This is a genomic window from Cellulosimicrobium sp. EB106-03-01-XG111 (genome assembly GCF_058792115.1).
This window is the reverse complement of sequence record NZ_JBYTEQ010000026.1, coordinates 13,470-37,794: the sequence shown is the minus strand read 5'-3', so window position 1 is coordinate 37,794 and position 24,325 is coordinate 13,470. Positions and strand designations below refer to the sequence as shown.

The window sequence follows — 24,325 nt, the reverse complement described above, 5'->3', positions numbered from 1 at the left end:
CACAGCACCTCACGTCCACCCCGACCGGCACCACCGGCGCGTACCCCGCCGTCCGCGGCGAGGCGCGCTAGATGGGCCGCCACACCGCGCGCCGGGCCTCGTTCCCCGCCGCACTCGTCTCCGCCGCCCGCCGTGGCACGCACGGGACCGGCGCCGCCGCGCCCCGGCGTCGCCGCACCCTCGGGACCGGCGCCGCCGTCGCGGCCGTCGCGCTCACCGCGAGCACCGCCGCGGCGGCCTTCGCCAACGGGTCGGCCCCGTCCGCCACGACGGACGCGACCGGCGCGACCCCGGGCGACGCCCCGACGTCCGGCACCGCCGTGGCCCCCGTGGCCCTCGGCGCGCCCGCCGACCTCGCGACCGCCGACCCGGCGACCGTGGAGGCGGCGAGCGACGTGCTCGTCCGGGCCCAGTTCCTCACCGGCGAAGGCGCCGCGTCGCTCACGCCCGAGCAGGTGGCCCAGATCGAGGACGCGCGCACGCGCCTCAGCGAGGCCGTGACCGAGGCGTCCGCGCCCGAGGGCGCGGCGCTCCTCGGCTCCCCCGCCGGGTCGGGGCTCGCGAACCCCGACGACGCCACGGCGTCCGCCGAGGCCGCCGACGAGCCCGCGACCGACGACGCCCTCACCGCGGCCGAGACGCTCGGCGCGAGCGTGCCCGCGCTCGACGGCCGCGCCGACGACCGCGCGAGCCGGTCCTCGGCCCGCACGCCGCTCGACGAGCTGGGTGCCGCCGTCCCGACGCTCGACCCGGCGACGCCCGACCTCGCCGGGTCGGCCGACGACGCCGCGCCCGGGACGGACGCGGCCACCGAGTCGCCCGAGGAGGACGCGGCGGCCGCGGACACCGCCACCGACGCGCCCGACCTCACCACGGGCACGGCCGACGCGGCCGTCGACGCCCCGGCCGAGGGCGCGCCCGACGCGGGCGAGGCGCCGGCCGACCCCGCGGCTCCCGTCGGGACCGGCGGCACGGAGGAGATCGCCGCGCTGACGGCGGAGCTCACGACCCTGCTCGACGCCGCCGGCTCGGGCGTGACCGTCCAGGTCGTGCCCGGACCGCCGTCGCCCGAGGAGGTCGCCGCCCAGCTCGACCAGTGGGCCGCCTCCACCGCGGGCTTCGGCAACGGGCAGATCCCTGCGAGCGCGCTCTGCGAGCTGTCGTTCGCGCCCGGGGAGCAGCTCCGCTGCGACGCCGCCCACCAGATCGAGGCCCTCAACGAGAAGTTCCGCGAGACGTTCGGCGCGAACCTCTCCGTGACGGACTCCTACCGCTCGTACGCGTCCCAGGTCGCCGTGAAGGCGTCCCGCGGCTACTTCGCGGCGCCGCCCGGGATGTCGAACCACGGCTGGGCGCTCGCGCTCGACCTCGGCGGCGGCATCCAGAGCTACGGCACCGCGCAGTACGAGTGGATGCGCGCCAACGCGCCGGCCTACGGCTGGGACAACCCCGAGTGGGCCCGCGCCGGCGGCTCGAAGAACGAGCCCTGGCACTGGGAGTACGGCGACATCTCCTGACGAGCCGCACCACCACGACGACGGCCCCGGCACCGCGACGACCTCGCGGACCGGGGCCGTCGTCGTCCCTGTCCGCCGGCGCGGGCCCGTCAGGTGAGGGCGTCCGCGAGGAGCAGCATCGTCACGAGGAACCCGGTGACGAGGTTGAGCCACAGGAACGCGCGCCAGCCCGCGTTGGCGCGCTCGCAGTCGTCGTCGCGCACGTCGCGGAAGCGCAGCACGTTGACCGCGTACGGCAGCGGGAGCAGCGCGGCGAGGACCCCGGGCCACGGGAGCACCGCGAGCACGACGGCCGCCCCGACGTACGCCGCGGCAGCGGCGAGCACGGTCGCGTGCGCGCCGATCGCCGTCGCGACGGACGCGATGCCCCCCTCCCGGTCCGCGCGCACGTCCTGCACCGCCCCGAACGCGTGCGACGCCATGCCCCAGAGCACGAAGCCGACGAGCACGGGCCAGACGGAGCGCGCGGAGAGGTCCGCGTCGACGAGCACGAGCGCGTACAGGAGCGGGCCCGCGAAGTGCATCGCGGAGGTGAACGAGTCGAGGAACGGGCGTTCCTTGAACCGCAGCCGGGGCGCCGAGTAGGCGACGACGCCGAACACCACGAGCGCGAGGACCGCGCCCGCGAGCGGGTCGCCGAGGAGCAGGAGCGCGACGAGGAACGGCACGTTGGTCGCGACGCACGCGCGCAGGATGCGACGGTGCGTGACGCGCGCGGTCGCCGGGTCCGCCAGCGCGCCCTCGATCCCGCCCTTGCGCGGGTTCCGCAGGTCGCTCGCGTAGTCGAAGACGTCGTTCACGCCGTACATGAGCAGGTTGTACGGCACGAGGAAGTAGAGCGTCCCGAGGACGAGCGCGAGGTCGACGCGCCCGCCGGTCGCGACGAGGTACCCGGCAGCGAACGGGTAGGCCGTGTTGATCCAGGAGAACGGCCGCGACGCGGCGAGGACGTCCTTCACCTGTCGTCCTCCGTGGCCCGCGCGCGCCCGGACCCGCGCCCGGGCCTGCGGCCCGCGCCGCGGTCGCGACCGCGGGCGCCGAGCACGGTCCACAGCACCGGCATCCCGAGCGCGGCGGCGAGCGCGTACGCGAAGTCCTCGAGCGGCGCACCCCACAGGTAGACGCCGAGGATCTTGTCCGGGTGGTAGACGTACAGGTCGGCGGCGATCATCAGCGTGTCGAACACGAGGGTGAGCACGCACATGACGACGGCCGTCCACACGAGCGGCCCGGGTCGCAGCCGACGCAGCACGCGCCACGACACCACGACGAGCACCGCGAGGACGATGACGTTGAGCACGATGTTCGTCACGCGTCGTCCTCCCCGGCGCGGCGGGCCGCGAGCACCCGCTCGGCGCCCCGCCAGACGAGCAGCGCGTTGTAGCACAGGAGCGTCAGGAACACCGCCTCCTCGACGGGGAGGTCGGGGGCGAGCAGCAGCCCGGTCATCCACGGGCTCTCCCCGCGCGCGAAGATCCCGAGCGCGAGGCCCGCGACGTCCCACGCGAGGAACCCGACGACGCCGAGACCGACCGTGAGCGCCGCACGCCGGGGGTCGGACCAGAACGCGAGCCGGAACCGGCGGTCGAGCACGGCGAGGCCGCCGAGCGAGACCGCGAGCGCACCGAGGTAGGCGAGGCCCGTCACCGGCGGACCGCCACCGGCCGGTCCGCCGGCCGGAGCCGTTCGGGCCGGCGGCTCGCAGCGAGGAAGCCGTCGCGCAGCGGCTCGGGCAGCGGACGCGCGGACGTCTCGCCGAGCAGCCGCTTGGCGACGAGCTCGGCGCTGATCAGGCACATCGGCAGTCCCACGCCCGGGATCGTGCCACCTCCGGCGTGGTAGAGCCCGTCGACACGGCGGGACGCGTTCCCCGGGCGCCACAGGGCGGACTGCCGCAGGGTGTGCTCCATGCCGAGCGCGCCGCCGCGCCAGGCCGAGAGCTCGGCCGCGAAGTGCGCAGGCCCGAGCACGCGCCGCATGACGACGCGCCCCGGGAGGTCCTCGACGCCCGCCCAGCGCCCCACCTGGGCGAGGTAGCGGTCGGCGAGCCCGTCGAGCGTGCGCCGCGACGGCTCGTCCCCGCCGAGCGTGGGGTCGGCGGGGAACGGCACGAGGAGGAACAGGTTCTCGTGGCCGGGCGGCGCTGCGGGCGCGGCCGACGTCGGCCCGTCGGTCGCGCTCGTGCGCGACACGTAGAGCGAGGCGGGCTCCGGCACGCGCAGGCCGCGGGGGTCGCTGCGACGGTCCGGGCCGAGCACCGCGTCGAAGTTGGCGGGCCAGTCCTTCGTGAAGAACAGCGAGTGGTGCGCGAGCTCGGGCAGCTCGCCGCGGACGCCCGCGAGCACGAGCAGCGCGGAGATGCCCGGGCCCTTGTCCTCCCACGCCGCGGCGGGGAGGTCGGCCCAGCGGGGCTCGAGGAGCGCCGTCTCCGTGTGGTGCCGGTCGGCGGCCGAGACGACGACGTCCGCCTCGACGAGCTCGCCCGAGGCGAGGCGCACGCCGGTGACCCGACCGCGCCGACCGCCGCCGGGCACGACCTCGATCCCGGCGACGTCGGCGCCGGTGCGCACCTCGGCGCCCGCGTCACGCGCGAGCCGCTCGACGGCCTCGATGAGCGTGTACATGCCCCCGCGGGGGTACTGGACGCCGTCGACGAGGTCGAGGTGGCTCATGAGCGAGTAGAGCGCGGGCGCGCGGTAGGGCGACGACCCGAGGAACACGGCGTGGTACCCGAGGAGCTGCTGGAGCCGCGGGTCCTCCACGGCGCGCGCGGCGCGGTCGGCGAGCGACTCGCGCAGGAGCGCGGCCAGGCGCGGCAGCCGGCGCAGCACCGCGGGCGAGAGCGCCCGGTCGGGGCGCTCGAACGTCGTGTAGAGGAAGTGGTCGAGCGCGAGCCCGTACGCCTCGCTCGCGTCCTCGGCGTACGCGGCGATCCGGCCTCCGGCACCCGGCTCGATCGCGTCGAGCCGCGACCGGTTCACGCCGGGGTTGCCGGACAGCTCGAACGTCGATGCCGCGCCGTCCGCGCCCGGCTCGAAGAAGACCCGGTACGCCGGGTCGAGCGGGACGAGGTCGAGGTGGTCCTCGACGCGCGCGCCGAGCAGCCCGAAGAAGTGCTCGAACACCTCGGGCATGAAGTACCAGGACGGGCCCGTGTCGAAGCGGAAGCCGTCCACCTCGAGCGTGCCGGCCCGGCCGCCCACCTCGTCGTGCCGCTCGAGCAGCGTGACGCGGGCGCCGCCGCGCGCGAGCAGGGCGGCGGTGGCGAGCCCGGCGATCCCACCCCCGACGACGACGACGCCCGGAGCCCTCACGCGAGCACCTTCCGCGGGCGCGGGGACCGGGCGGACGCCACCTGGCCGAGGAGCTGGCCGCCGGCGGCGCGCGCCGCGAGCGCGACCTTCATCGTGTCCGGGATGCGCACGCGCGCACGCAGGATGTCCTCCGGCGGCGTCGCGGCGAGACGCGCGAGGAGCCGCTCGTAGACGGCGACGGTCGCGGCCACGGCGATGCGCGGGCGCACCGGGAGGCCGGGCAGCGCGGCGCGGGCGGCGGCGAGGTCGCCCTCCACCTCGCGGCAGAACGCCTCGACGTCCCGGCGGCGCAGGCGGCCGGGGACGACGCCGGGCAGGTACGCGCGCCCGAGCTCGTCGTGGTCGGTGCGCAGGTCGCGCAGGAAGTTGATCTTCTGGAACGCCGCGCCGAGCGCGCGGGCGCCCCGGACGAGCACCGGGTCCGGGACGCGCAGCGGCTCTCCCGGTCGGCGGCGCGCGTTGAGGAACACCGCGAGGCACATGAGGCCGACGACCTCCGCCGAGCCGTAGACGTACCGCTCGTAGCTCTCACGGTCGTGCACGCGGACCGTGAGGTCGGTGCGCATCGAGGCGAAGAACGGGTCGACCTCGTCGTGCCCGAAGCCGCAGCGGCGCGCGGCGCGCGCGAACGAGTGGACGACGAGGTTCGTCGACCAGCCGCGGGCGAGCGCCCGCGCCGTCTCCGCCTCGAGCTCGTCGAGGAGCTCACCCGCGCCGTCGCCGCGGCGCGTGTCCACGACCTCGTCCGCGATCCGCACGAGCCCGTAGACCGCGTCGATCCCGTCGCGGGTCGGTGCGTCGAGCAGGCGTGCGCCCAGCCCGAACGAGGTCGAGTACGCCGCCAGCACGACCCGGCTCGTGCGTGCGGCGGTCAGGTCGTACAGCCGTGCCGGGTCGCTCTCGTCACCCACGTCGTCGTCCCGCCTTCCGTCGCCGGGGCACCTCCCCGGTCAATCCTCAGCATGCTGAGGGATGTAGGGTCGCACGGGACGCCGGATTTCACACCTCGGAGGCGGCCTCGCGCGTCGTGTCGATGCGGCGGGGCCCGGACTGCCAGGCCTCCCACGCCGACGCGATGATCTCCGGCAGCCCGTTGGTGGCGCGCCAGCCGAAGAGCTCGTTGATGCGACGCGGGTTCCCGACGAGCTGCGGCGGGTCGCCCGCACGGCGCGGCAGGACCTCGGGCGTGACGTCGAGCCCGCTCACGCGCCCGATCTCGTCGATCACCTCGCGCACCGAGGAGCCCTCGCCCGTGCCGACGTTGAACACGTCGAACGGGCGCTCGTCCACGTCGAGGTACTCGAGCGCGGCGAGGTGGGCCTGCGCGAGGTCGAGCACGTGGATGTAGTCCCGGATGCACGTGCCGTCCGGCGTCGGGTAGTCGTCCCCGAAGATCTTGGGCCGCTCGCCGCGCTCCAGGCGGTCGAGCACCATGGGCACGAGGTTGAGCACCGCGGGGTCGCCCAGGTCCGGCCAGCCCGCGCCGGCGACGTTGAAGTAGCGCAGCGCGACGAACCGCAGCCCCCACGCGCGGCTCGCGGCCCGGCCGAGCCACTCCCCGACGAGCTTGGTCTCGCCGTAGGGGTTGATCGGCTCGGCGTGCAGCTTCTCCTCGACCAGGGACACCGACGGCATGCCGTACGTCGCCGCCGACGAGGAGAAGACCAGGCGGTCGACGCCGGCCGCCTGCATCGCGGTGACGAGGTTCGTGAAGCCCCCGACGTTCTGCTGGTAGTACCAGGCCGGCTTCTCGACCGACTCCCCCACCTGCTTGCGCGCCGCGAAGTGCACCACCGCGCGCACGTCGTGCTCGGCCATCGCGCGCGTGAGCACGTCCACGGCCTCGGGCGACGCGACGTCGACCTCGACGAGCACCGCGTCGCCGACGCGGTCCGCGCGTCCCGTGCTCAGGTCGTCGACGACGACCACCTTCTCGCCGCGCTCCTGCAGGAGGCGCACCACGTGCGCGCCGATGTACCCGGCTCCGCCGGTCACGAGGATCGTCATGGCACCACCCTAGTGCGCGCGCCCCGCGCGGCGGCGGGGTCGTCCCCAGGGCGTCGGGTCGCCCGCCGCGGGAGGTACGACGGCACGCTCAGGCGTGGCCGTGCGCCTCGCGGTCGCGCAGGGCCGCCGTCTCGAGCTGGAACGTCGAGTGCTCGACGGAGACCGGGAAGTGGTGCGCCACGCACATGCGCACGCGCTCGACGATCTCCAGCGCGTGCCCGTCCCGGAAGCACGCGTCGTCCACGACGACGTGCGCCGAGATGGTCGGGAGCCCGGTCGCGACCGTCGATGCGTGCAGGTCGTGCACGTCCTCGACGTGGTCGAGGGACAGGATGTGCCGGCGGACGTCGTCGAGGTCCAGCCCCTCGGGCGTGAACTCCATGAGGACGGCCGTCGCCTCGCGCAGGAGGCGGAACGCGCGGGGCACGATGAGGACCGCGATGAGCAGGCCGGCGATCGCGTCGGCCCGCTGGTAGCCGGTCGTGGCGATCACGACGGCGGCGACGATGACGCCGACGGAACCGAGCGCGTCGTTGACCACCTCGAGGAACGCCGCGCGCAGGTTGAGGTTCGCGCGCCGCCCCGACGCGAGGACCGCGATGGCGACGAGGTTCCCCACGAGGCCGACGATCCCGAACACGAGCAGCTCGGAGGAGGGCACCTCCGGCGGCTCGAGCAGGCGCCGGACGCCCTCGACCGCGGCGTACGCGCCGACCGCCAGGAGCAGGGCCGCCTGCGCGAGCGCCGCGAGCACCTCGACGCGGCGGAAGCCCCACGTGCGGTGCTTGGTCGCCGGGCGCAGCGCGAGCGACGCCGCGACGAGCGCGACGGCGAGCCCGACCGCGTCGGTGAGCATGTGCGCCGTGTCCGTGAGGAGCGCCAGGCTCCCCGTGAGCACCGCGCCGACGGCCTGGGCCGCGAGGATCGTCGCGGTGATGCCGAACGCGACGGCGAGCCGTCTGCGGTGGTCGGGCGCGTCGAGGCCACCTGCGCCGTGGTCGTGACCCGCTCCCATCGATCCTCCATTCATCGGTATGTACCGATGTTATCGGTGAACACCGATGTTTTCTAGACGGAGTGCACCGTGAGGCGCGCCACGCGCAGGGGTCAGGGCGCCAGGGCGACGTGCTCCGCGTCGGCGAGGAGGTGCGCGACCTCGGGCCGCACGAGCCGGTACCAGGACGACCGCCCCTCCCGTCGCACCGCCACGACCCCCACGTCGCGCAGCGTGGTGAGGTGCGCCGAGACAGTCGACTGGGCCAGCCCGAGCTCGCGCGTGAGGTCGACGACGCGACGCTCGGAGCCCGTGAGCAGGTGCACGATCGCCAGGCGGCGCGGCTCGGCGAGCGCGTGCAGGAGGCGCGCGACCGCCTCGTGGTCGTGCGCGCCGTCGTGCCGGGGGTCGCTCGCGGCGCTCGTCGTCACCCGCCGATCCTAGCGATCGGCACCCGCGGACCGCCCGGGCTCAGCCCCAGCCGAGCTCGTGCAGCCGGTCGTCGTCGATCCCGAAGTGGTGCGCGATCTCGTGGACGACGGTCACCGCCACCTCCTCGACCACGTCCTCCCGCGTCTCGCAGATGGCGAGCGTCGGGTTGCGGAAGATCGTGATGCGGTCGGGCAGCGCACCCGCCGCCCACATGTGGTCCCGCTCCGTGAGCGGGACCCCCTCGTAGAGCCCGAGCAGCTCGGGGTCGTCGTCGGGCGCGTCGTCCTCGACGAGCACCACGACGTTGTCCATCTGCGCCGCCAGGTCCTCGGGCACGAGGTCCAGCCCGTCGCGCACGGCGTCCTCGAACTCGGCCCGCGTCATCTCCACCACCCGCCCATCCTCCCCCGCGCGGGAGGCAGAACCGACGCGGAGCCCCGGGCGGTGCCGCTGTACACTGGCCGACGTTCCTGAGCCCCCATCGTCTAGCGGCCTAGGACCCCGCCCTTTCACGGCGGTAGCACGGGTTCGAATCCCGTTGGGGGTACGCGAGATCGCGTCGGGACCGGTGGTCACCGGCGGATTTACGGATCGGCGCACCGGTGCGGTACGATCCTCTCGGTTCGAATGCGGGCCACCACACCACCAGGATCACTGGTGAAAATCACCAGGTTCCCTGGTGCTAAGGTGTGTCTCGCGAAGAACAGCAAGGCCCTGTAGCGCAGTTGGTTAGCGCGCCGCCCTGTCACGGCGGAGGTCGCGGGTTCAAGTCCCGTCAGGGTCGCGTGAGGCGAAGAGCCCGGTCGGCATCGGCCGGCCGGGCTCTTCCCCCATGGCTCTGTAGCTCAGTTGGTAGAGCGTTCGACTGAAAATCGAAAGGTCACCGGATCGACGCCGGTCGGAGCCACCGAGAGACCCCCGCCCGGGATTCCGGTCGGGGGTCTTCTGCGTCCCGAGCCGGTGCGGCGCCCACCGCGCGACCCCCCTCGCCCCGCGGCACCGCGCGCACCCCCCGGGAAGTTGCGCGCCGACCCCGGTGCCGGTTGAGTGGTGGGGGATCACCTGCGGAAAGGCTGAGAGATGAGCGACTGGATCGACGGGCGCATCCCGCCCGAGGAGCAGAAGCCGACGGTCGGACAGCTCGTGGAGCGCCTGTCCGAGCAGGCGACCCGGCTCGTCCGCTCGGAGATCGCCCTCGCGAAGGCCGAGCTGACGACGAAGGCGAAGCACGCCGGCATCGGCATCGGCCTGCTCGTCGTCGGCGGCGTGCTGGTGCTGTACGGCCTGGGCTTCCTGCTGCACTCCGCCATGGAGGGCCTCGCGACCGCGATGCCGCTGTGGCTCGCGGCGCTGATCGTCGGCGGCGTCCTTGTCCTGGTCGCCGGTACGCTCGCGTTCGTCGGCGTCAAGCAGCTCCAGCGGGGCGTGCCCCCGACGCCGACCGGCGCGGTCGAGAGCATCAAGGAAGACGTCGCGACCATCAAGGAAGGACTGCGCCCGTGAGCGGAAACGGCGAGACCCCCGACCCTCAGCTCTCCCCGTCCCAGCTCGAGGACGAGATCGCCCGGACCCGCAAGGAGCTCGCGGGGACGATCGACGAGCTCACCACGCGGCTCGACCCGCGCGTCCAGGCCAAGGCCGCCGCGCAGCAGGCGAAGCAGGCGGCGAGCGACACCGGGGCGTTCCTCTCCGGCAACGGTCTGCCCGAGGAGGACCCGGACCGGTCCCGCAACGTCAAGCTGCTGCTGGGTGCTGCCGTGGTCGGCGTCGCGCTGGTGGCCGCGGCCATCCTGCGCCGCCGCTCGTAGCGAACCCGTCGACGAACGCCGTCGACCCCGCGCCGATGCTCCATCGGACGCAGGGTCGGCGGCGTTCCGGCGTGCGGGAGGTGTCCGTCGCGCGGGACGTCCGGGATGTTCGACGACGCACGCGACCGGGGAGCGGCCAGCGCGCGGCGCGAGGTCGCGCGTCGTGCCGGCATCCGTGCGGCGTCGTGCCGCCGCGCGAGAGCCGTGGGCGCGCCCGCGCCGGGTCAGGACTTGTCGTTGCCCTCCGCGGGCTCGCTCGCGGCACCGAGCAGGGCCCGGACCTCCGACTCGCGGTAGCGCCGGTGGCCGCCCAGGGTGCGGATCGACGACAGCTTGCCCGCCTTCGCCCAGCGGGTGACGGTCTTGGGGTCGACGCGGAAAAGGCTGGCGACCTCGGCGGGCGTGAGCAGAACCTCGGACTCCCCGTGCATGGACATCACGACACCTCCTCCTGGTACGCGCTGGTCCGGCAGATACCCCGGATCACGACGACAGCACGACGCCAGTACCTTCCATTGTCGCAGCATGCGGATTTCGGGCGACTTGACGGACGGGTGAATTAGGCGCTCTATGGTCGGATCGGCCGGATAGGCGCTCCTGCGGCATACGAGAGCGTTGCCGCAGGTGGTCCGCAAGGGCTCTCCCGACCACCGGACCCTGTCCGGGCGAGGCCGCGCGGTGGAGACTGTGTGACGGTAGGCACGTCCGCGGCTCGGCCGGGGTCCCTGAGTGGATGGAATAGGCCCTGAGCATGTACCGTTGGACCCTGAACAGACGAAACTACACCCCGGGGCCGCACGTCTGAGTACGTTGCCGCCCCGCTTCTACGTTGAGGGGGTCGGAGCCATGGGCCGCGGCCGTCAGAAGGCAAAGCAGACCAAGGTCGCTCGCGCGCTGAAGTACTACAGCCCCGAGACGAACTACAGTGCGCTCGAGCAGGAGCTCACGGGTCACAGCCGTACGGATGTCGTGACGGACTCGCGCTTCGGCGCCGAGCCGGACGACCTCGAGCGCTACGACCAGCGCTACAACGACTGGTCCGACGACCGCTGACGGTCGTCCGCGACACCCCCTCCGCCGTCTCGCACGGACGCATCTGACCTCGACGGCGCCGCCGCCTGCCCGCAGGCGGTGGCGCCGTCGTCGTGCGTCCGTGGCGTCGACGACAAGGCACCCCACCGCGACGTCCGCGACGGACCACCCCACCGCGTCGTCGCGCCCGCGGGCGCGCAGCCCTGGCCGGGCCGGACGCCGCGGGACCCGCGCGCCGACCCGACCGGGCGGTGATCAGGACCGGTAGTCCCCGACGAGGCGCACCGCGCCCGCCTGGACGCCCTTGGTGCCGGCGACCAGGTCGCCGTCGGCCAGGTCGCGGGCCGCCCCCGGGTCGAAGGCCTCGACCGTGCCGAGCACCCACGCGGGCACGTCGAGCGCGGCGCACCGCGCGAGGGCTGCGTCGACGCCGTCCGCGCCCACGACCGCGACCATCCCGACGCCGAGGTTGAGCGTGTTCTCGAGGTCGCCGCGCGGGACCCCGCCCAGCTCGCGCACGAGGCGGAAGACGGGCGGCACGTCCCAGCTCCCCCGCTCCACGACGCCGACGAGCCCGGCCGGGAGGACGCGCGCGAGGTTCGCGGCCAGACCACCGCCCGTGACGTGCGTGAACGCGTGGACCTGGGCCGCGTCGTCGGCGGCCAGGGCGAGGCAGTCGCTCGCGTAGACGCGCGTCGGGGTGAGCAGCTCCTCGCCGACGGTGCGGCCGAGCTCGTCCACGTGCCGCTCGAGGCCCCAGCCCGCGTGCTTGAGCACGGCGCGCACGAGCGAGTAGCCGTTCGAGTGGAGACCCGACGACGCCATGCCGACGAGCACGTCGCCCTCGCGGACGCGGTCCGGGCCGAGCAGCGCGTCCGCCTCGACGACGCCCGTGGCCGCGCCGGCGACGTCGTACTCGTCCTCGCCGAGCAGGCCCGGGTGCTCGGCCGTTTCCCCGCCGACGAGCGCCGTGCCGGCGACCTCGCAGGCGGCGGCGATGCCCCGGACGATGCCCGCGATGCGCTCGGGCACGACCTTGCCGCACGCGATGTAGTCGGTCATGAACAGCGGCTTGGCGCCCACCACCACGATGTCGTCGACGACCATGCCGACGAGGTCGAAGCCGATCGTGTCGTGCACGTCGAGGGCCTGCGCGATCGCGACCTTGGTGCCGACGCCGTCGGTCGACGTCGCGAGCAGCGGACGGCGGTACGCCGCGACCTCGGAGAAGTCGTAGAGCCCGGCGAACCCGCCGACGCCACCGAGGACCTGCGGCCCGTGGGTGCGGCGCACCGCGTCCTTCATGAGCTCGACGGCCTTGTCACCGGCCTCGGTGTCGACCCCCGCGGCGGCGTAGGTGAGGCCCGTGCGGGGCGAGTCGGCAGTCATGGTGTCGGCTCCAAAGGTGTCTCGCGGCGCGCGCGCCGGTGGTGCGGAGGGTGCGGGTCAGGGGTGCTGGAGGGCGCCGGCGCCGCCGGCGGTCACCGAGAGGCTGCGCAGCCCGTCCTCGGGCGCCCCGAGCGGGAGCTCGGCCTGCTCGAGGAGGTGCTTGCCGAGCTGGTCGTCGGGCGGCAGCTCGATGGGGTACTTGCCCGTGAAGCACGCCGTGCAGAGCTGGGACGACGGCTGCTCGGTCGCCGAGATCATGCCCTCGGTCGAGATGTAGCCGAGGCTGTCGGCACCGAGCGACTGGCCGATCTCGTGCGGCGAGAGGCCGTTCGCGATGAGCTCGGCGCGCGAGGCGAAGTCGATGCCGTAGAAGCACGGCCACTTCACGGGCGGCGAGCTGATGCGCACGTGCACCTCGGCGGCGCCGGCCTCGCGCAGCATGCGTACGAGCGCGCGCTGCGTGTTGCCGCGCACGATCGAGTCGTCGACCACGACGAGCCGCTTGCCGCGGATCACGTCGCGCAGCGGGTTGAGCTTGAGCCGGATGCCGAGCTGACGGAGCGTGTCCGACGGCTGGATGAACGTGCGCCCCACGTAGGCGTTCTTCGTGAGCCCCTGGCCGAACGGGATGCCCGACTCGGCGGCGTAGCCCACGGCGGCGGGCGTGCCCGACTCGGGGACCGGGATGACGAGGTCCGCCTCGACCGGGTGCTCCCGGGCGAGCTGGCGGCCCATCTCGACGCGCGCCGCGTGCACCGAGCGGCCGTTGATGCTCGTGTCCGGGCGGGCCAGGTAGACGTACTCGAAGACGCAGCCCGCGCGCTCGATGGGCGCGAACCGCTGCGAGCGCAGGCCCTCCGCGTCGATCGCGATGAGCTCGCCGGGCTCGACCTCGCGCACGAAGGACGCGCCCACGATGTCGAGCGCGGGCGTCTCGCTCGCGACGACCCAGCCGCGCTCGAGACGGCCGAGCACGAGCGGGCGCACGCCCTGCGGGTCGCGCGCGGCGTAGAGCGTCCGCTCGTCCATGAAGACGAGCGAGAACGCGCCGCGCAGGCGCGGGAGCACCTCGAGCGCCGTCGCCTCGAGCGTGTGGTCGGCGTCGCCCGCGAGCAGGGCGGTGACGAGCGCGGTGTCCGTGGTGTTGCCGCGCGCGAGCTCGCCGCGGCGCTGGCTGCCGTAGCGCTCGGCGACGAGGTTGACGAGCTCGGCGGAGTTGGTGAGGTTGCCGTTGTGCCCGAGGGCCACGGTCCCGGACGCGGTGGCGCCGAGCGTGGGCTGCGCGTTCTCCCACGTCACGCCGCCCGTGGTCGAGTAGCGGCAGTGCCCGACGGCGATGTGCCCCGTCAAGGCGTTGAGGGCCGTCTCGTCGAAGACCTGGGAGACGAGGCCCATGTCCTTGTAGACGAGGATCTGCTCGCCGTTGCTCGTCGCGATGCCCGCCGACTCCTGGCCGCGGTGCTGCAGCGCGTAGAGCCCGAAGTAGGCGAGCTTGGCGACCTCCTCGCCGGGCGCCCAGACACCGAAGACGCCGCAGGCGTCCTGGGGGCCTTTCTCGCCGGGCATGAGGTCGTGGTTGAGAAGTCCATCTCCGCGGGGGGCCACGTACCTCAGTGTCCCACAGCGTGCGAGCGAGGGCGGAAGCGGACGACCAGGCGGACGGCGGCCCGCCGTCGTTCACGGTGGCGTTACGTCGTCCCATCTGTCGGTCGGGGGTTTCGCTGCGTGGGAACGCCGCGCTTGAATCTCGACTTACCGGACCGAGCGAGTCAAGTATCGCCACCGCGCCGGGCCCGCACCACCACCGTTCCCGGCTCCCGGGACCCGACGAAGGACGACACCATGCGACGCCTCCGGACGACGATCACCCTCGCGGGTGCCGCGGCAGCCACCGCCCTGGTCCTCACCGCCTGCGCGCCGACCGCCGTCGACGGGTCCGGCGGGGGCGACGCGGGCGGCGACGGGGGCTCCGACGTCGAGCCCACGACGCTCTCGCTCGTCGGCTTCGCCGTGCCCAAGGCGGGCAACGACGCGGCGCAGGAGCTCTGGGGCGAGACCGAGGACGGCCAGGGCGTGACCTGGGAGACGTCGTACGGCGCGTCCGGCGACCAGAGCCGCGCGGTCGCCGACGGGCTGGAGGCCGACTACGTGCACTTCTCGCTCGAGGGCGACGTGACGCGCCTCGTCGACGCGGGCCTCGTCGCCGAGGACTGGGACGCGGGCGAGAACCAGGGCATCGTCAGCCAGTCCGTCGTGGTCCTCGTGGTCCGCGAGGGCAACCCGAAGAACATCCGGAGCTGGGAGGACATCGTCCAGCCCGGGGTCGAGATCGTCACCCCCAACCCCGGCTCGTCGGGCTCGGCCCGCTGGAACATCCTCGCCGGGTGGGGCAGCGTCATCGCGAACGGCGGCTCCGAGGAGGACGCGACCGAGTACCTGCGGAAGTTCTTCACCAACGCGGTGGCGCTGCCCGGCAGCGGCCGCGACGCGACGACGGCCTTCACGTCCGGCACCGGCGACGTCCTGCTCTCCTACGAGAACGAGGCGATCCTCGCGCGGCAGAACGGCGAGACGTTCGACTACGTGGTCCCCGACCAGACGCTCCTCATCGAGAACCCCGCCGCGGTGACGGTGGACGCCGACCCCAAGGCGCAGAGCTACCTCGACTTCGTCCTCACGCCCGAGGGCCAGGAGGCGTTCGCGCACGTGGGCTTCCGCCCGCTCACCGGCGACGTCGACTTCGAGGTCGAGGGCGCGAACGACCCGAGCGACCCGTTCCCGACCGTCCCCACCCTCCTCACCATCGCCGACGACTTCGGCGGCTGGTCCGCGACCAACGACAAGTTCTTCGGTGACGAGGGCCTGGTGACGAAGATCCAGGCCGAGACCGGGAAGCAGTGACCCGTGGCCTCGACCCTCGCTGAACGACCGGGCCGGGCGGCGCGCGAGCGCCGCCCGGCCCCGGCCGCGCCTCCCGGCCGCACGCGCCGTCGGGCGCCCAACGGCCCCTACCGGCTCACGGCGACCTCGGGCCTCGGGCTCGGCGTCGCGCTCGTCTGGTTCTCGGCTCTCGCCCTCGTCCCGCTGATCGCGGTGCTCGTCGAGACGTCCGTCGGCGGCTGGCCCGCCTTCGTCGCCGCCGTGACGCAGCCGCAGACCGCCGCGGCGCTGACCCTCACGGTCACGCAGGCGCTCGCCGTGACCGCCGTCAACGTCGTCATGGGCACGCTGATCGCGTGGGTCCTCGTGCGCGACCGGTTCCCCGGCAAGCGGCTCCTCGAGGTGCTCATCGACATCCCGTTCGCGCTCCCCACGATCGTCGCCGGACTCGTGCTGCTCGCGCTGTACGGGCCGTCGGGGCCGCTGGGGATCGACGTCGCGAACACGCGCGCCGCCGTCTTCCTCGCGTTCCTGTTCGTCACGCTGCCCTTCGTGGTGCGCAGCGTCCAGCCCGTGCTCGCCGAGCTCGACCGGGACGTCGAGGAGGCCGCCGCGTCGCTGGGCGCCACGCGGGCCACGACCTTCCGCCGCGTCGTCCTCCCGGCCCTCGCGCCCGCGATCACCGCGGGGGCCGCGCTGTCGTTCGCGCGCGCGATCAGCGAGTACGGCGCGCTCGTGCTGCTCTCCGGGAACCTGCCGATGCGGACCGAGGTCGGCTCCGTGCGCATCCTCAGCTACCTGGAGAACGGCCAGCCGGAGCAGGCGGCGGCCGTCGCGTCGGTGCTCCTTCTCGTCTCGCTGCTCGTCATCGCGACGATCCAGCTCCTCCAGCGCAGGGTGGCCCGTCGTGGATAGCTCTCCCTGGGTGCGCCGCACGCTGCGCGCCGTCGTGGTCGTCTACCTCGTGCTGCTCGTCGGGTGGCCGGTGTCCCTCGTCGTGCGCGGCGCGTTCGCCGACGGGCTCGAGACGTTCCAGCGGGCCCTCGCCGACCCGTCCGTCGTCTTCGCGCTCCAGCTCACCGCCGCCGTCGCGGTGCAGGTCGTGCTGATCAACACCGTGTTCGGCGTCGGCATCTCGACGCTCATCGTCCGGTACGACTTCCCGGGCAAGGCCCTCCTCAACGCCCTGCTCGACCTCCCGCTGTCCGTCTCCCCGATCGTCGTCGGGCTCTCGCTCGTCCTCGTGTACGGGAAGAACGGCTGGTTCGGCGGCGCGCTCGAGGACGCCGGGCTCCAGGTGATCTTCGCGTCGCCGGGCATCGTCCTCGCCACCGCGTTCGTGTGCCTCCCGCTCGTCATCCGCGAGGTCGTGCCGGTCCTCACGGAGCTCGGCACCGACGAGGAGCTCGCCGCGACGAGCCTCGGGGCGAGCCGCCTCCAGACGTTCCGGCGGATCACCCTGCCGGCGATCCGGTGGGCCGTCGTCTACGGCGTCGTGCTCACGCTCGCGCGCGCCCTCGGCGAGTTCGGCGCGGTCAAGGTCGTCTCCGGCAACTTCGAGGGCCGCACGCAGACGTCCACGCTGCTCGTCGAGCAGCGGTACCAGGACTTCGAGCAGGGCACCGCCTACGCCGTCGCGTTCCTCCTCGCGTCGGTGTCCGTGGCGTGCATCGTCGCCGTGACGTTCCTGCGCTCCGACGACGCCACCGGCCCCCGGCCCCGCCGCTCCGCCCGCACGGCGAGCTCCCCCCGCACCCTCAGGTCCACCCGCCCCGCCGCCCCCACGGAGGCCGACGCATGAGCATCGAGATCCGCAACGTCCGCAAGACCTTCGGCGACTTCGTCGCGCTCGACGACGTCTCCGTCTCCGTGCCGACCGGCCGCCTCACGGCGCTGCTCGGCCCGAGCGGCGGCGGCAAGTCCACGCTGCTGCGCGTCGTCGCCGGGCTCGAGGTGCCGGACTCCGGCCAGGTCGAGATCGAGGGCCGCGACGCCACGAACCTGCCCGCGCGTCGTCGCAACGTGGGCTTCGTCTTCCAGCACTACGCGGCCTTCAAGCACCTGACCGTCGCGCGGAACGTCGCGTTCGGGCTCGAGATCCGCCGCACGCCGAAGGCCGAGATCGCCGAGCGCGTCGACGAGCTGCTGCGGCTCGTGCACCTCGAGAGCTTCGCGCACCGGCTGCCGTCGCAGCTCTCCGGCGGGCAGCGCCAGCGGATGGCGCTCGCCCGCGCGCTCGCGATCCGCCCGAGCGTCCTCCTGCTCGACGAGCCGTTCGGCGCGCTCGACGCGAAGGTCCGCAAGGAGCTGCGCGACTGGTTGCGCCGCCTGCACGACGAGATCCCCGTCACCACGGTGTTCGTCACGCACGACCAGGAGGAGGCGCTCGAGGTCGCGGACGAGATCGTCGTCGTCAACGAGGGCCGCATCGAGCAGGTCGGCACGCCCGACGACCTCTACGACCGTCCCGCGAACGACTTCGTCATGGGCTTCCTCGGGCCGGTGACCCGCCTCGGCGGCGTCCTCGTGCGCCCGCACGACGTCCACGTCGAGGTGCTGCCCGACGGCGTGGCGGGGCTCGACCCGTCGGCGCACCGGGGCAGCGCGGTCGGGGGCACGGCGGACGTGGCGGACACGGCGGGCGTGACCGGCGTCGTGACGCGCACGACGCGCGTGGGCTTCGAGGTGCGCGCCGAGGTGACCGCGGGCGACGAGGTGGTGTCCGTCGTCGTGACCCGCGCGGAGGCGCGGACGCTGGGCCTGGCGCCCGGCGTGGCGGTGCGCCTCTCCCCCGCCGCCGGCGCCCCGACCGGCTCGACACACGAGCCGGCGGCCCCGCGCGTGGCCGAGCCCCTCGTCGGCTGAGCGATCAGCGGCGCCCGCGCAGGCTGCGGCGGTCGGCGACGACGGCCCACACGCCCGCGACCGCGGCGCCCAGCGCCGCGCACGTCACGAGGATGACCGTGAAGTAGACGCCGGGCTTGAAGACCGGCGCCGCGGCGGGCGACTGGAGCCACGCACCACCGATGCCCAGGCCGAGGACCGTGCCGAGGAGGATGCCGACCGTGAAGAACGCGCGGTAGCGGGGGGCGCGACGGACCGTCGCCGGGTCGACCACCGACTCGATCTCGACCTCCTCGCCACCCGCGGAGGCGGCGTCGTCGGACGCCGCGCCGGGCGTCTCGTCCGCCCCCGTCTCCTGCCCGGCGGTCCCGGGCTCGGCGGCCTCAGACCCGGCCTGGGGGCGCGCGGCCTCGGGCACGACGGTGTCGGGCGCGGCGGACGGGTCGGGGGCCGTGCCGTCGGGCACGCGGGACTGCTCGGAGCTCACGGGCACGACCCTACCCGCGCTTCCTGGGACTCCCCGCAGAGTCCTCGCCCCGGACGCACCGCGACCCGGGCCCGTCGGACGGGACCCGGGTCGCGGGACGTGGCGTCGCCTCCTCGGCGGCGCCGCACGGCGTCAGGCAGGCGTCAGCCGCAGGTCTGCCCCTCGAAGGGGATCTCGTACTCCTGCGTCACGCCGTCGAGCGTCGCGGTCACGGTGACCGTGCCGCCCTCGACCGACGTGGCCCGGGTGTTGAACGACTGGTAGGCGTTCTTGCCCGGCTGGAGGTTCGGGAACCGCTTGGAGCCGTAGGGCGTCTGGAGGACGACCTCGACCGGCACGTCCTCGCCGTTGGTGGCGCGGACCGCGACGTGGACGAACTTGCCGGTGCAGCGCGCGGTGGCCTCGAGGTTCACGAGCTCCACCGTCGGGGCCGCGGCCTCGACCGTGACCGGGATGCGCGCCGTCGTGCCGCTCGGCGACGCGACGACCCACAGGTCGTACTCGCCCGCCGCGGCGTCGGCCGGGACCGTCGCCGTCAGGGTCGCCGCCCCGCCCGTCACCGTGGCGGTGCCCGCCGCGGTGCCCGGGTTCGCCGGGTCGAACGTGGCGTCCGCGGCGACGAGGTACCCGTCCACCGACGTGTTCGCCGGCGACCCGAGCGACGTGAGGTTCAGGCCCGAGAGCCCCACGCTCACGTCGGAGCCCGCCGTCACGGTGCCGGGGAGCTCGTCGACGACCACCCGCGAGCGGTCGAACGACGGCGACACCGGCGAGCTCTGCTGCAGGTACGCGATCCACGCGTCCCGGTCGACCAGACCGGAGTCGCGCGGGTCGGTGCCGTCCGTGAACACGCGGAAGTTGTCGCCCCCGGTGGCCAGGAACGAGAACGTCGCGACGCGGTACTCGCCGGCGGGGTCGATCGGCTCGCCGTCGATCGTGACCGACGAGACGTTGCTCCCCGGCGCCGCGTTCGGGTCGGCCGTGCTCGCCGTCCACGACACGTTGTCCGAGAGGCCCAGGGCGAGGTACGGGCGCGACGGGCGGTTGCCGTTCGCGTCCGTCTGCCACTGCTGCTCGAGCATCTCGACGACCTGCTCGCCCGTGAGGGTCACGGTCCACAGGTTGTTGACGAACGGCAGGACCGCGTTGGCCTCGGCGTACGTGATGACGCCGTCGTCGCCGTGCAGGAGCTCGGCGCGCAGCCCGCCCGGGTTGACGACGCCGATGTCCGCACCGCCGCGCGCCGGGTCGGAGAGCGTCGCGAGGAGCGAGTCCGCGACGAGGTTGCCGAGCGTCGACTCCGAGGCGCGGTCGTCGCGCCCGGACGTCGGGTTCGGGCCGGGGCCCACGTACGTCCCGCCGGGACCCGTGTACGAGCCGCCCGCGAACGCGGTCGTGATGTCCGCGGTGACCTCGCCGATCGGGGTCGCGCCGATGACCTCGGCCTGCTGGAGCGCCGCGTCGACGATCGTCTTGACCTCCGCGACGCGCGGGTACGTCGCGACCAGGGTCGCGTCGTCCGCCGTCGTGCGGGCGACGTTCTGCGCCGTGTACGCCGTGACCTCGTGGGTCGCGGTGTCCACGGTGAGCGACACGTGCCCGATGAACTCGCCGTAGTTGCCGGTCTGGACGATCGGGCGGGTCTTGCCCGCGGCGCCCGGGACGGGCGCGTCCCACGCGTACTGCTTGTGGGTGTGGCCCGTGAAGATCGCCGCGACGCGCGCGTCGGTCTCGTCGACGATGTCCGCGAAGGCGCCGCCGGCGGCGACCTCCTCCTCGAGCGTCGCGCCGTCGGGCGTGCCCGCGGACGCGCCCTCGTGGACGAGCCCCACGACGACGTCCGCCTCGCCGTTCGCCGGGTCGCCGTCCTGGAGCTGGGCGGTGACGCGGTTGAGCGCCTCGACGGGGTCGCCGAACTCGACGTCCGCGATGCCCGACGGCGTGACGAGCGTCGGGGTCTCCTCCGTGACGACGCCCACGAAGCCGACGTCGAGGCCGTCGATCTCGACGACCTGGTACTCCGGCAGCGCCGGGTTCGTCGTGCCCTTGTCGTAGACGTTCGCGCCCAGGTAGGCCCAGTCCGCCTCGTCGGTGACACGACCCGTGAGGTCGTCCATGCCCTGGTCGAACTCGTGGTTGCCCACCGCGGACGCCGCGAGGTCGAGCGCGTTCAGCACGTCGATCGTCGGCTGGTCCTCCTGGAGCGCCGACGCGAACAGCGAGGCGCCGATGTTGTCGCCCGCCGAGACGAAGGCCGTGCCGTCCGGGTTCGCCGCGCGCAGCTGCTCGATCGTGCCCGCGAACTTCACCGTGTTGGCGTCGATGCGACCGTGGAAGTCGTTGATCGCCAGCAGGTCGAGCTGCGTGGTGCCGGGCTCGGCGGCGCCGAGCTGGAGGCCCACGAGGACGGGGTCGTGGTCGGACGACCGGAACGGCGTCGTGTCGTAGAGAATCGACGCGTTGTAGTTGTACCGGCTGTACTCGTTGGCGATCGGCTCGACCGAGTTGATGTTCCACACGTCGGTGCCGGTGACGGCGTCCGCCGCGGCCGACGACGCGAACACGTGGTCGAGCGACCCGACGTACCCGTCGAACAGGTAGGTGTGCTCGCCCGTCGACGCACCGAGGTCGGTGTAGCCGGCGTCCTTGAGCACCTGCAGCGGGTCCTCCTGCTCGTAGGAGTTGAAGTCGCCCGCGAGCAGGACCTTGTCCGTCCCGGCGTCGGCCGCGACGTCCTCGGCGAAGGCGACGAGCGCCGTCGCCTGGCCCACGCGCGCCTTGTTGTACGCGCCCTGGCCGTCGCCCGTGTCCTTCTGGTCGGCGGGCGCGGTGTCGTTGCCGCCCTTCGACTTGAGGTGGTTCGCCACGACGAGCACGTCGTCGCTCGCCGCGTCGTCGCCCTCGCTGATCCCGCCCGCGGGCTGGAAGACCTGGGCGAGCGGCTCGCGCGCGTTCGAGAACGCCGGGTCGTCGAGCAGGATCACGGAGTCGCCGACCGGCTCGGCCTCGGCCACCTGGTAGATGTATGCGAGGCGGATGACGTCCTCGTCCGTCGGCACGGCGGCCGGCGACGGGACGAACGCCCACTCCTCGGCGCTCGCGGCCGCGTTGAGCGCGTCCACGAGGTCCGACAGCGCCTGGTCGCGGTCCTTGCCGAACGGCTCGGAGTTCTCGATCTCCATGAGCGCGACGACGTCCGCGTCGAGGGCGTCGATCGCCGCGACGATCTTCGTCTGCTGCCGCTCGAGGTTCGCGGCGTCCGCCGCGCCGCGCGCGTCGCAGCCCGTGCGGACCGTGATCGGGTTCCCGGCGCGGTCCGTGTAGAACTGGCAGCCCGCGACCTGGTCACCCGTGGTCGTGAAGTAGTTGAGCACGTTGAACGTCGCGACGGAGAGGTCGCCCCCGACCTCGGCCGGCGCGTCCTCCCGCGTGTTCTCGAACGTGACCGGCTGCACCGTGGCGGCGTTGCCGCCGTCGCCCGCGGTGAGCTGCGTGCGCGGCTGGAACGTCCAGGCGTCGAACCGGTAGTCGAGGATGACCGGCGTCGTGAACGACACGGCCGCGCCCACGCGTGCCGGTGCCCCGCCCGTGAGGTACGGGAGCGGGACGCCCTTGTTCGCGGTGCTGTTGAAGTTCGTCGTGGCGCCGTCGTCGAGCACGACGGCCCGCGCCGCGCGGTCCGCGACGGCGGCCGCCGCCTCCGCGCTGCCCGGCCGCCCGGCCGTCGTCGGCTGGAGGAACGGGTCCGTCCCTGCCGCGAGCACGAACGACCCGTAGTAGTTCGTGTCGTAGTTGTCGGCGACGACGTAGTCGCCCGCCGGCTGCACGAGCATGCCCTCGAGGACCTCGCGCTCGGCGTCGGTCGCCGGGAACGCGACGTTCGCGGGCTTGACGTCCTGCGCCGCCTCGTCGAGGACGGTCCAGCCGCCCGCCGCGGGCGTGATCTGGGTGAGCGTGAAGTACTCGGAGACCGCGCCGGTCACCTCGACGTGGTCGCCGACCTCCACCGCGGCCGCGCCGGCCTTCGAGTAGACGAAGATCGCGTCCGACGCCGTGTGCGACGCGTCGAGGTCGCCACCCGTGCCCTCGGTCTGGAGGTAGAAGCCGTCGTAGCCGCCCGTGGGGTATGTCGCCGTGACGACGCCACGTGTGGTGACGGTCTGCCCGACGAGCGGGCTTGCCGCCCCCGTGCCCTGGATCTCCGCGATCGGGACGACCTCGCCCGGCTCGGGGCCCGGACCGCCGCCGTCGTCGCCGCTGTTCTGCGGCGTCACGGTGCTGGAGAGCGTGAGGTCCTTGCTGTTGTCGTCCGTGTCGGCGTACCCGGTCCGGTTGATCGAGGCCGGCACGTTGTTGGCCGACGGCGCGGGGCCCACGGCCGTCTCGAACGTGTTCGAGGTGCCGTACCCGATCAGGTCGACGACGTTCGCGGCGCCCGCGGCGTTCCCCGCCGGCAGCGTCACCGGGGAGGTCGACCGCACGAGCGCGAGGGTGCCCGTCGTGCCCGACGGGTTGAGGCCGCCCGTCGCGTCGGGCGTGGGCAGCGCGGCGCCGTTCGAGCCGTTCGAGCCGCCCTGCACCAGGTAGTAGCCCCCGGGCGCGACCGAGCCGGTCAGGGCGGTCACGCCCGTGAAGGCGCCCGTGCTCGTCGCCGAGCGGTACTGCAGCGACATCCCGGAGAGGTCGATCGCCGCCTGCGTGGGGTTGTACAGCTCGACGAACTTGTGGGTGTACGGGGCGTTGGCGCTGCCGCCGCTGAGGTAGGCCTCGTTGATGACGAGGCCCGACCCGTCGGGCGCCGCGCTCGCGGCGGTGGCCGCCGCGACGGAGAACGGCACGGCGAGGGCCACGGTCAACGTGCCCGCCACCACCCTCCGTCGCCGCAGGTGCTGGTGGTCGGTCACGCTGACTCCTTCATCTCGTGCGGACGGCCGGGCAGCAGCTCGCGCGTTCCCGGGGGTCGGGGACGAACCTCGGACGGCACGACGCCCTGCCTCCGCGGGACATCGCACCCCACCTGGATGAACGGGCGGTTGCTGCCGTGTCACCGCCACGAGAACGCCAGCGCACGTCGTCGTGCCGCGAGCGCCCGCGCGGACGGCGGCCGGTCATCCTGGGACGCTAGTCCCCCGCTCGGCGCTCCGCCAGACCTGACGCCGAGAACGTTACGCACCGGTAACACGCTCGCCGCGCGCGAGCGGATGCCGAGGTCGGTCCCGGCCGGGTCAGCGCGGCCGGGCCGCCTGGAGCGGCAGCAGGAAGGAGATGTCGGAGCGCTCGCCCGACGCGCGGACGCGCCCGTCCGCGACGGCGTCGGCCCAGGCGACGGCCCCCGTCACGAGGCCCAGCCAGGTCTGCGGGTCCGTCTCGACGACGTTCGGCGGCGTCCCCCGCGTGTGCCGCGGGCCCTCGACCGCCTGGACGGCCCCCGCGGGCGGCACGCGCACCTCGACCGTGTGCCCGGGCGCGACGTCGGCGAGCTCCTCGAGCGTGAACCGCACCGCGGTCGTCACGGCACGGCGGTCGGTGGGGTCGTCGCGCCACGTCGCCAGGGCGAGGCGGCCGGCGGCGGGATCGGTACGGCGTCGGGCAGGCACGGGGACCAGCCTAGGCCGGGTGGT

General features: G+C 74.0%; 23 protein-coding genes and 3 tRNA genes. 11 read left to right on the top strand and 15 right to left on the bottom strand.

Annotated features, from left to right (window positions below):
- Positions 1 to 71 precede the first annotated feature (71 nt).
- Positions 72 to 1,517 carry a M15 family metallopeptidase gene (locus AC3WT4_RS17940; protein WP_492316114.1) on the top strand — a complete coding sequence of 482 codons (1,446 nt, stop codon included), beginning with the start codon at positions 72 to 74 and terminating at the stop codon, positions 1,515 to 1,517.
- An 89-nt stretch (positions 1,518 to 1,606) separates the two neighbouring features.
- Here AC3WT4_RS17940 and AC3WT4_RS17935 read toward each other — a convergent pair whose 3' ends face one another.
- The 9 genes from AC3WT4_RS17935 to AC3WT4_RS17895 form a co-directional block, all read right to left on the bottom strand.
- Positions 1,607 to 2,476: a prenyltransferase gene (locus tag AC3WT4_RS17935; protein ID WP_074805544.1), complete on the bottom strand. Its 870-nt coding sequence runs from the start codon at positions 2,474 to 2,476 to the stop codon at positions 1,607 to 1,609.
- On the bottom strand, positions 2,473 to 2,829 hold the full coding sequence (locus AC3WT4_RS17930; RefSeq protein WP_492316113.1) for a lycopene cyclase domain-containing protein: 357 nt from the start codon (positions 2,827 to 2,829) through the stop codon (positions 2,473 to 2,475). The genes AC3WT4_RS17935 and AC3WT4_RS17930 overlap by 4 nt, the downstream gene beginning before the upstream one ends.
- Entirely contained in the window at positions 2,826 to 3,164 is a 339-nt protein-coding gene (locus AC3WT4_RS17925; protein ID WP_031317163.1) for a lycopene cyclase domain-containing protein, read from the bottom strand. Before AC3WT4_RS17925 ends, AC3WT4_RS17930 begins: the two co-directional genes overlap by 4 nt.
- Positions 3,161 to 4,831 carry a phytoene desaturase family protein gene (gene crtI, locus AC3WT4_RS17920; protein ID WP_492316112.1) on the bottom strand — a complete coding sequence of 557 codons (1,671 nt, stop codon included), beginning with the start codon at positions 4,829 to 4,831 and terminating at the stop codon, positions 3,161 to 3,163. Before crtI ends, AC3WT4_RS17925 begins: the two co-directional genes overlap by 4 nt.
- Positions 4,828 to 5,742 carry a phytoene/squalene synthase family protein gene (locus tag AC3WT4_RS17915; RefSeq protein ID WP_400111629.1) on the bottom strand — a complete coding sequence of 305 codons (915 nt, stop codon included), beginning with the start codon at positions 5,740 to 5,742 and terminating at the stop codon, positions 4,828 to 4,830. The genes crtI and AC3WT4_RS17915 overlap by 4 nt, the downstream gene beginning before the upstream one ends.
- Positions 5,743 to 5,830: 88 nt before the next feature.
- Entirely contained in the window at positions 5,831 to 6,838 is a 1,008-nt protein-coding gene (gene galE / locus AC3WT4_RS17910) for a UDP-glucose 4-epimerase GalE (protein WP_074805534.1), read from the bottom strand.
- Between the two features lie 88 nt (positions 6,839 to 6,926).
- Entirely contained in the window at positions 6,927 to 7,853 is a 927-nt protein-coding gene (locus AC3WT4_RS17905) for a cation diffusion facilitator family transporter (protein WP_492316111.1), read from the bottom strand.
- A 92-nt stretch (positions 7,854 to 7,945) separates the two neighbouring features.
- On the bottom strand, positions 7,946 to 8,263 hold the full coding sequence (locus AC3WT4_RS17900; RefSeq protein ID WP_186810318.1) for an ArsR/SmtB family transcription factor: 318 nt from the start codon (positions 8,261 to 8,263) through the stop codon (positions 7,946 to 7,948).
- Between the two features lie 40 nt (positions 8,264 to 8,303).
- Entirely contained in the window at positions 8,304 to 8,648 is a 345-nt protein-coding gene (locus tag AC3WT4_RS17895; protein WP_074805895.1) for a metallopeptidase family protein, read from the bottom strand.
- Between the two features lie 90 nt (positions 8,649 to 8,738).
- Between AC3WT4_RS17895 and AC3WT4_RS17890 the strand changes: the two genes are divergently transcribed.
- The 5 genes from AC3WT4_RS17890 to AC3WT4_RS17870 all read left to right on the top strand — a co-directional run bounded on the left by AC3WT4_RS17890 (position 8,739) and on the right by AC3WT4_RS17870 (position 10,072).
- Positions 8,739 to 8,811: transfer RNA gene (locus AC3WT4_RS17890), tRNA-Glu, on the top strand.
- Between the two features lie 163 nt (positions 8,812 to 8,974).
- A tRNA-Asp gene (locus tag AC3WT4_RS17885) sits at positions 8,975 to 9,048 on the top strand.
- Between the two features lie 50 nt (positions 9,049 to 9,098).
- Positions 9,099 to 9,171: transfer RNA gene (locus AC3WT4_RS17880), tRNA-Phe, on the top strand.
- A 173-nt stretch (positions 9,172 to 9,344) separates the two neighbouring features.
- Positions 9,345 to 9,767: a phage holin family protein gene (locus AC3WT4_RS17875; protein WP_021481597.1), complete on the top strand. Its 423-nt coding sequence runs from the start codon at positions 9,345 to 9,347 to the stop codon at positions 9,765 to 9,767.
- Positions 9,764 to 10,072 carry a DUF3618 domain-containing protein gene (locus AC3WT4_RS17870; protein ID WP_074805523.1) on the top strand — a complete coding sequence of 103 codons (309 nt, stop codon included), beginning with the start codon at positions 9,764 to 9,766 and terminating at the stop codon, positions 10,070 to 10,072. The genes AC3WT4_RS17875 and AC3WT4_RS17870 overlap by 4 nt, the downstream gene beginning before the upstream one ends.
- A gap of 224 nt (positions 10,073 to 10,296) precedes the next feature.
- Here AC3WT4_RS17870 and AC3WT4_RS17865 read toward each other — a convergent pair whose 3' ends face one another.
- A complete protein-coding gene (locus AC3WT4_RS17865) occupies positions 10,297 to 10,509 on the bottom strand; it encodes a BldC family transcriptional regulator (RefSeq protein ID WP_074805891.1) in 213 nt (70 codons plus the stop codon).
- Positions 10,510 to 10,918: 409 nt separating this feature from the next.
- On the opposite strand from AC3WT4_RS17865, the gene AC3WT4_RS17860 reads away from it, so the two are divergent.
- Entirely contained in the window at positions 10,919 to 11,125 is a 207-nt protein-coding gene (locus AC3WT4_RS17860) for a DUF3073 domain-containing protein (RefSeq protein ID WP_021482112.1), read from the top strand.
- A gap of 234 nt (positions 11,126 to 11,359) precedes the next feature.
- Here the strand turns inward: AC3WT4_RS17860 and purM are convergent, their stop codons facing one another.
- Positions 11,360 to 12,493 carry a phosphoribosylformylglycinamidine cyclo-ligase gene (gene purM / locus AC3WT4_RS17855; protein ID WP_492316110.1) on the bottom strand — a complete coding sequence of 378 codons (1,134 nt, stop codon included), beginning with the start codon at positions 12,491 to 12,493 and terminating at the stop codon, positions 11,360 to 11,362.
- Positions 12,494 to 12,550: 57 nt separating this feature from the next.
- The gene (purF, locus tag AC3WT4_RS17850; protein ID WP_031315107.1) at positions 12,551 to 14,098 is read right to left on the bottom strand and encodes an amidophosphoribosyltransferase; all 1,548 of its coding nucleotides are present in this window, start codon (positions 14,096 to 14,098) and stop codon (positions 12,551 to 12,553) included.
- Positions 14,099 to 14,335: 237 nt separating this feature from the next.
- On the opposite strand from purF, the gene AC3WT4_RS17845 reads away from it, so the two are divergent.
- From AC3WT4_RS17845 to AC3WT4_RS17830, 4 genes are read left to right on the top strand one after another with little or no spacing between them, the layout of a single operon-like run.
- The gene (locus AC3WT4_RS17845) at positions 14,336 to 15,394 is read left to right on the top strand and encodes a sulfate ABC transporter substrate-binding protein (RefSeq protein ID WP_492316109.1); all 1,059 of its coding nucleotides are present in this window, start codon (positions 14,336 to 14,338) and stop codon (positions 15,392 to 15,394) included.
- A 3-nt stretch (positions 15,395 to 15,397) separates the two neighbouring features.
- Entirely contained in the window at positions 15,398 to 16,288 is an 891-nt protein-coding gene (gene cysT / locus AC3WT4_RS17840; RefSeq protein ID WP_400111619.1) for a sulfate ABC transporter permease subunit CysT, read from the top strand.
- Complete coding sequence (locus tag AC3WT4_RS17835) at positions 16,281 to 17,174, top strand: sulfate ABC transporter permease (RefSeq protein ID WP_492316108.1); 894 nt, start codon at positions 16,281 to 16,283, stop codon at positions 17,172 to 17,174. The genes cysT and AC3WT4_RS17835 overlap by 8 nt, the downstream gene beginning before the upstream one ends.
- On the top strand, positions 17,171 to 18,238 hold the full coding sequence (locus tag AC3WT4_RS17830) for a sulfate/molybdate ABC transporter ATP-binding protein (protein WP_492316107.1): 1,068 nt from the start codon (positions 17,171 to 17,173) through the stop codon (positions 18,236 to 18,238). The genes AC3WT4_RS17835 and AC3WT4_RS17830 overlap by 4 nt, the downstream gene beginning before the upstream one ends.
- 4 nt (positions 18,239 to 18,242) lie before the next feature.
- Here AC3WT4_RS17830 and AC3WT4_RS17825 read toward each other — a convergent pair whose 3' ends face one another.
- The 3 genes from AC3WT4_RS17825 to AC3WT4_RS17815 form a co-directional block, all read right to left on the bottom strand.
- The gene (locus tag AC3WT4_RS17825; RefSeq protein ID WP_257416386.1) at positions 18,243 to 18,704 is read right to left on the bottom strand and encodes a hypothetical protein; all 462 of its coding nucleotides are present in this window, start codon (positions 18,702 to 18,704) and stop codon (positions 18,243 to 18,245) included.
- A gap of 143 nt (positions 18,705 to 18,847) precedes the next feature.
- On the bottom strand, positions 18,848 to 23,608 hold the full coding sequence (locus AC3WT4_RS17820) for an ExeM/NucH family extracellular endonuclease (protein WP_492316106.1): 4,761 nt from the start codon (positions 23,606 to 23,608) through the stop codon (positions 18,848 to 18,850).
- A gap of 321 nt (positions 23,609 to 23,929) precedes the next feature.
- Positions 23,930 to 24,301 carry a sterol carrier family protein gene (locus AC3WT4_RS17815; RefSeq protein ID WP_043656540.1) on the bottom strand — a complete coding sequence of 124 codons (372 nt, stop codon included), beginning with the start codon at positions 24,299 to 24,301 and terminating at the stop codon, positions 23,930 to 23,932.
- Positions 24,302 to 24,325 lie beyond the last annotated feature (24 nt).

Bases quoted from the DNA above. Each gene is read 5' to 3' on its own strand.
- AC3WT4_RS17940 (WP_492316114.1), top strand. From the start codon at position 72: ATGGGCCGCCACACCGCGCGCCGGGCCTCGTTCCCCGCCGCACTCGTC.
- purM (WP_492316110.1), bottom strand. From the start codon at position 12,493: ATGACTGCCGACTCGCCCCGCACGGGCCTCACCTACGCCGCCGCGGGG.
- AC3WT4_RS17895 (WP_074805895.1), bottom strand. From the start codon at position 8,648: ATGACGCGGGCCGAGTTCGAGGACGCCGTGCGCGACGGGCTGGACCTC.
- AC3WT4_RS17860 (WP_021482112.1), top strand. From the start codon at position 10,919: ATGGGCCGCGGCCGTCAGAAGGCAAAGCAGACCAAGGTCGCTCGCGCG.
- AC3WT4_RS17875 (WP_021481597.1), top strand. From the start codon at position 9,345: ATGAGCGACTGGATCGACGGGCGCATCCCGCCCGAGGAGCAGAAGCCG.
- AC3WT4_RS17905 (WP_492316111.1), bottom strand. From the start codon at position 7,853: ATGGGAGCGGGTCACGACCACGGCGCAGGTGGCCTCGACGCGCCCGAC.
- galE (WP_074805534.1), bottom strand. From the start codon at position 6,838: ATGACGATCCTCGTGACCGGCGGAGCCGGGTACATCGGCGCGCACGTG.
- AC3WT4_RS17865 (WP_074805891.1), bottom strand. From the start codon at position 10,509: ATGTCCATGCACGGGGAGTCCGAGGTTCTGCTCACGCCCGCCGAGGTC.
- AC3WT4_RS17830 (WP_492316107.1), top strand. From the start codon at position 17,171: ATGAGCATCGAGATCCGCAACGTCCGCAAGACCTTCGGCGACTTCGTC.
- AC3WT4_RS17845 (WP_492316109.1), top strand. From the start codon at position 14,336: ATGCGACGCCTCCGGACGACGATCACCCTCGCGGGTGCCGCGGCAGCC.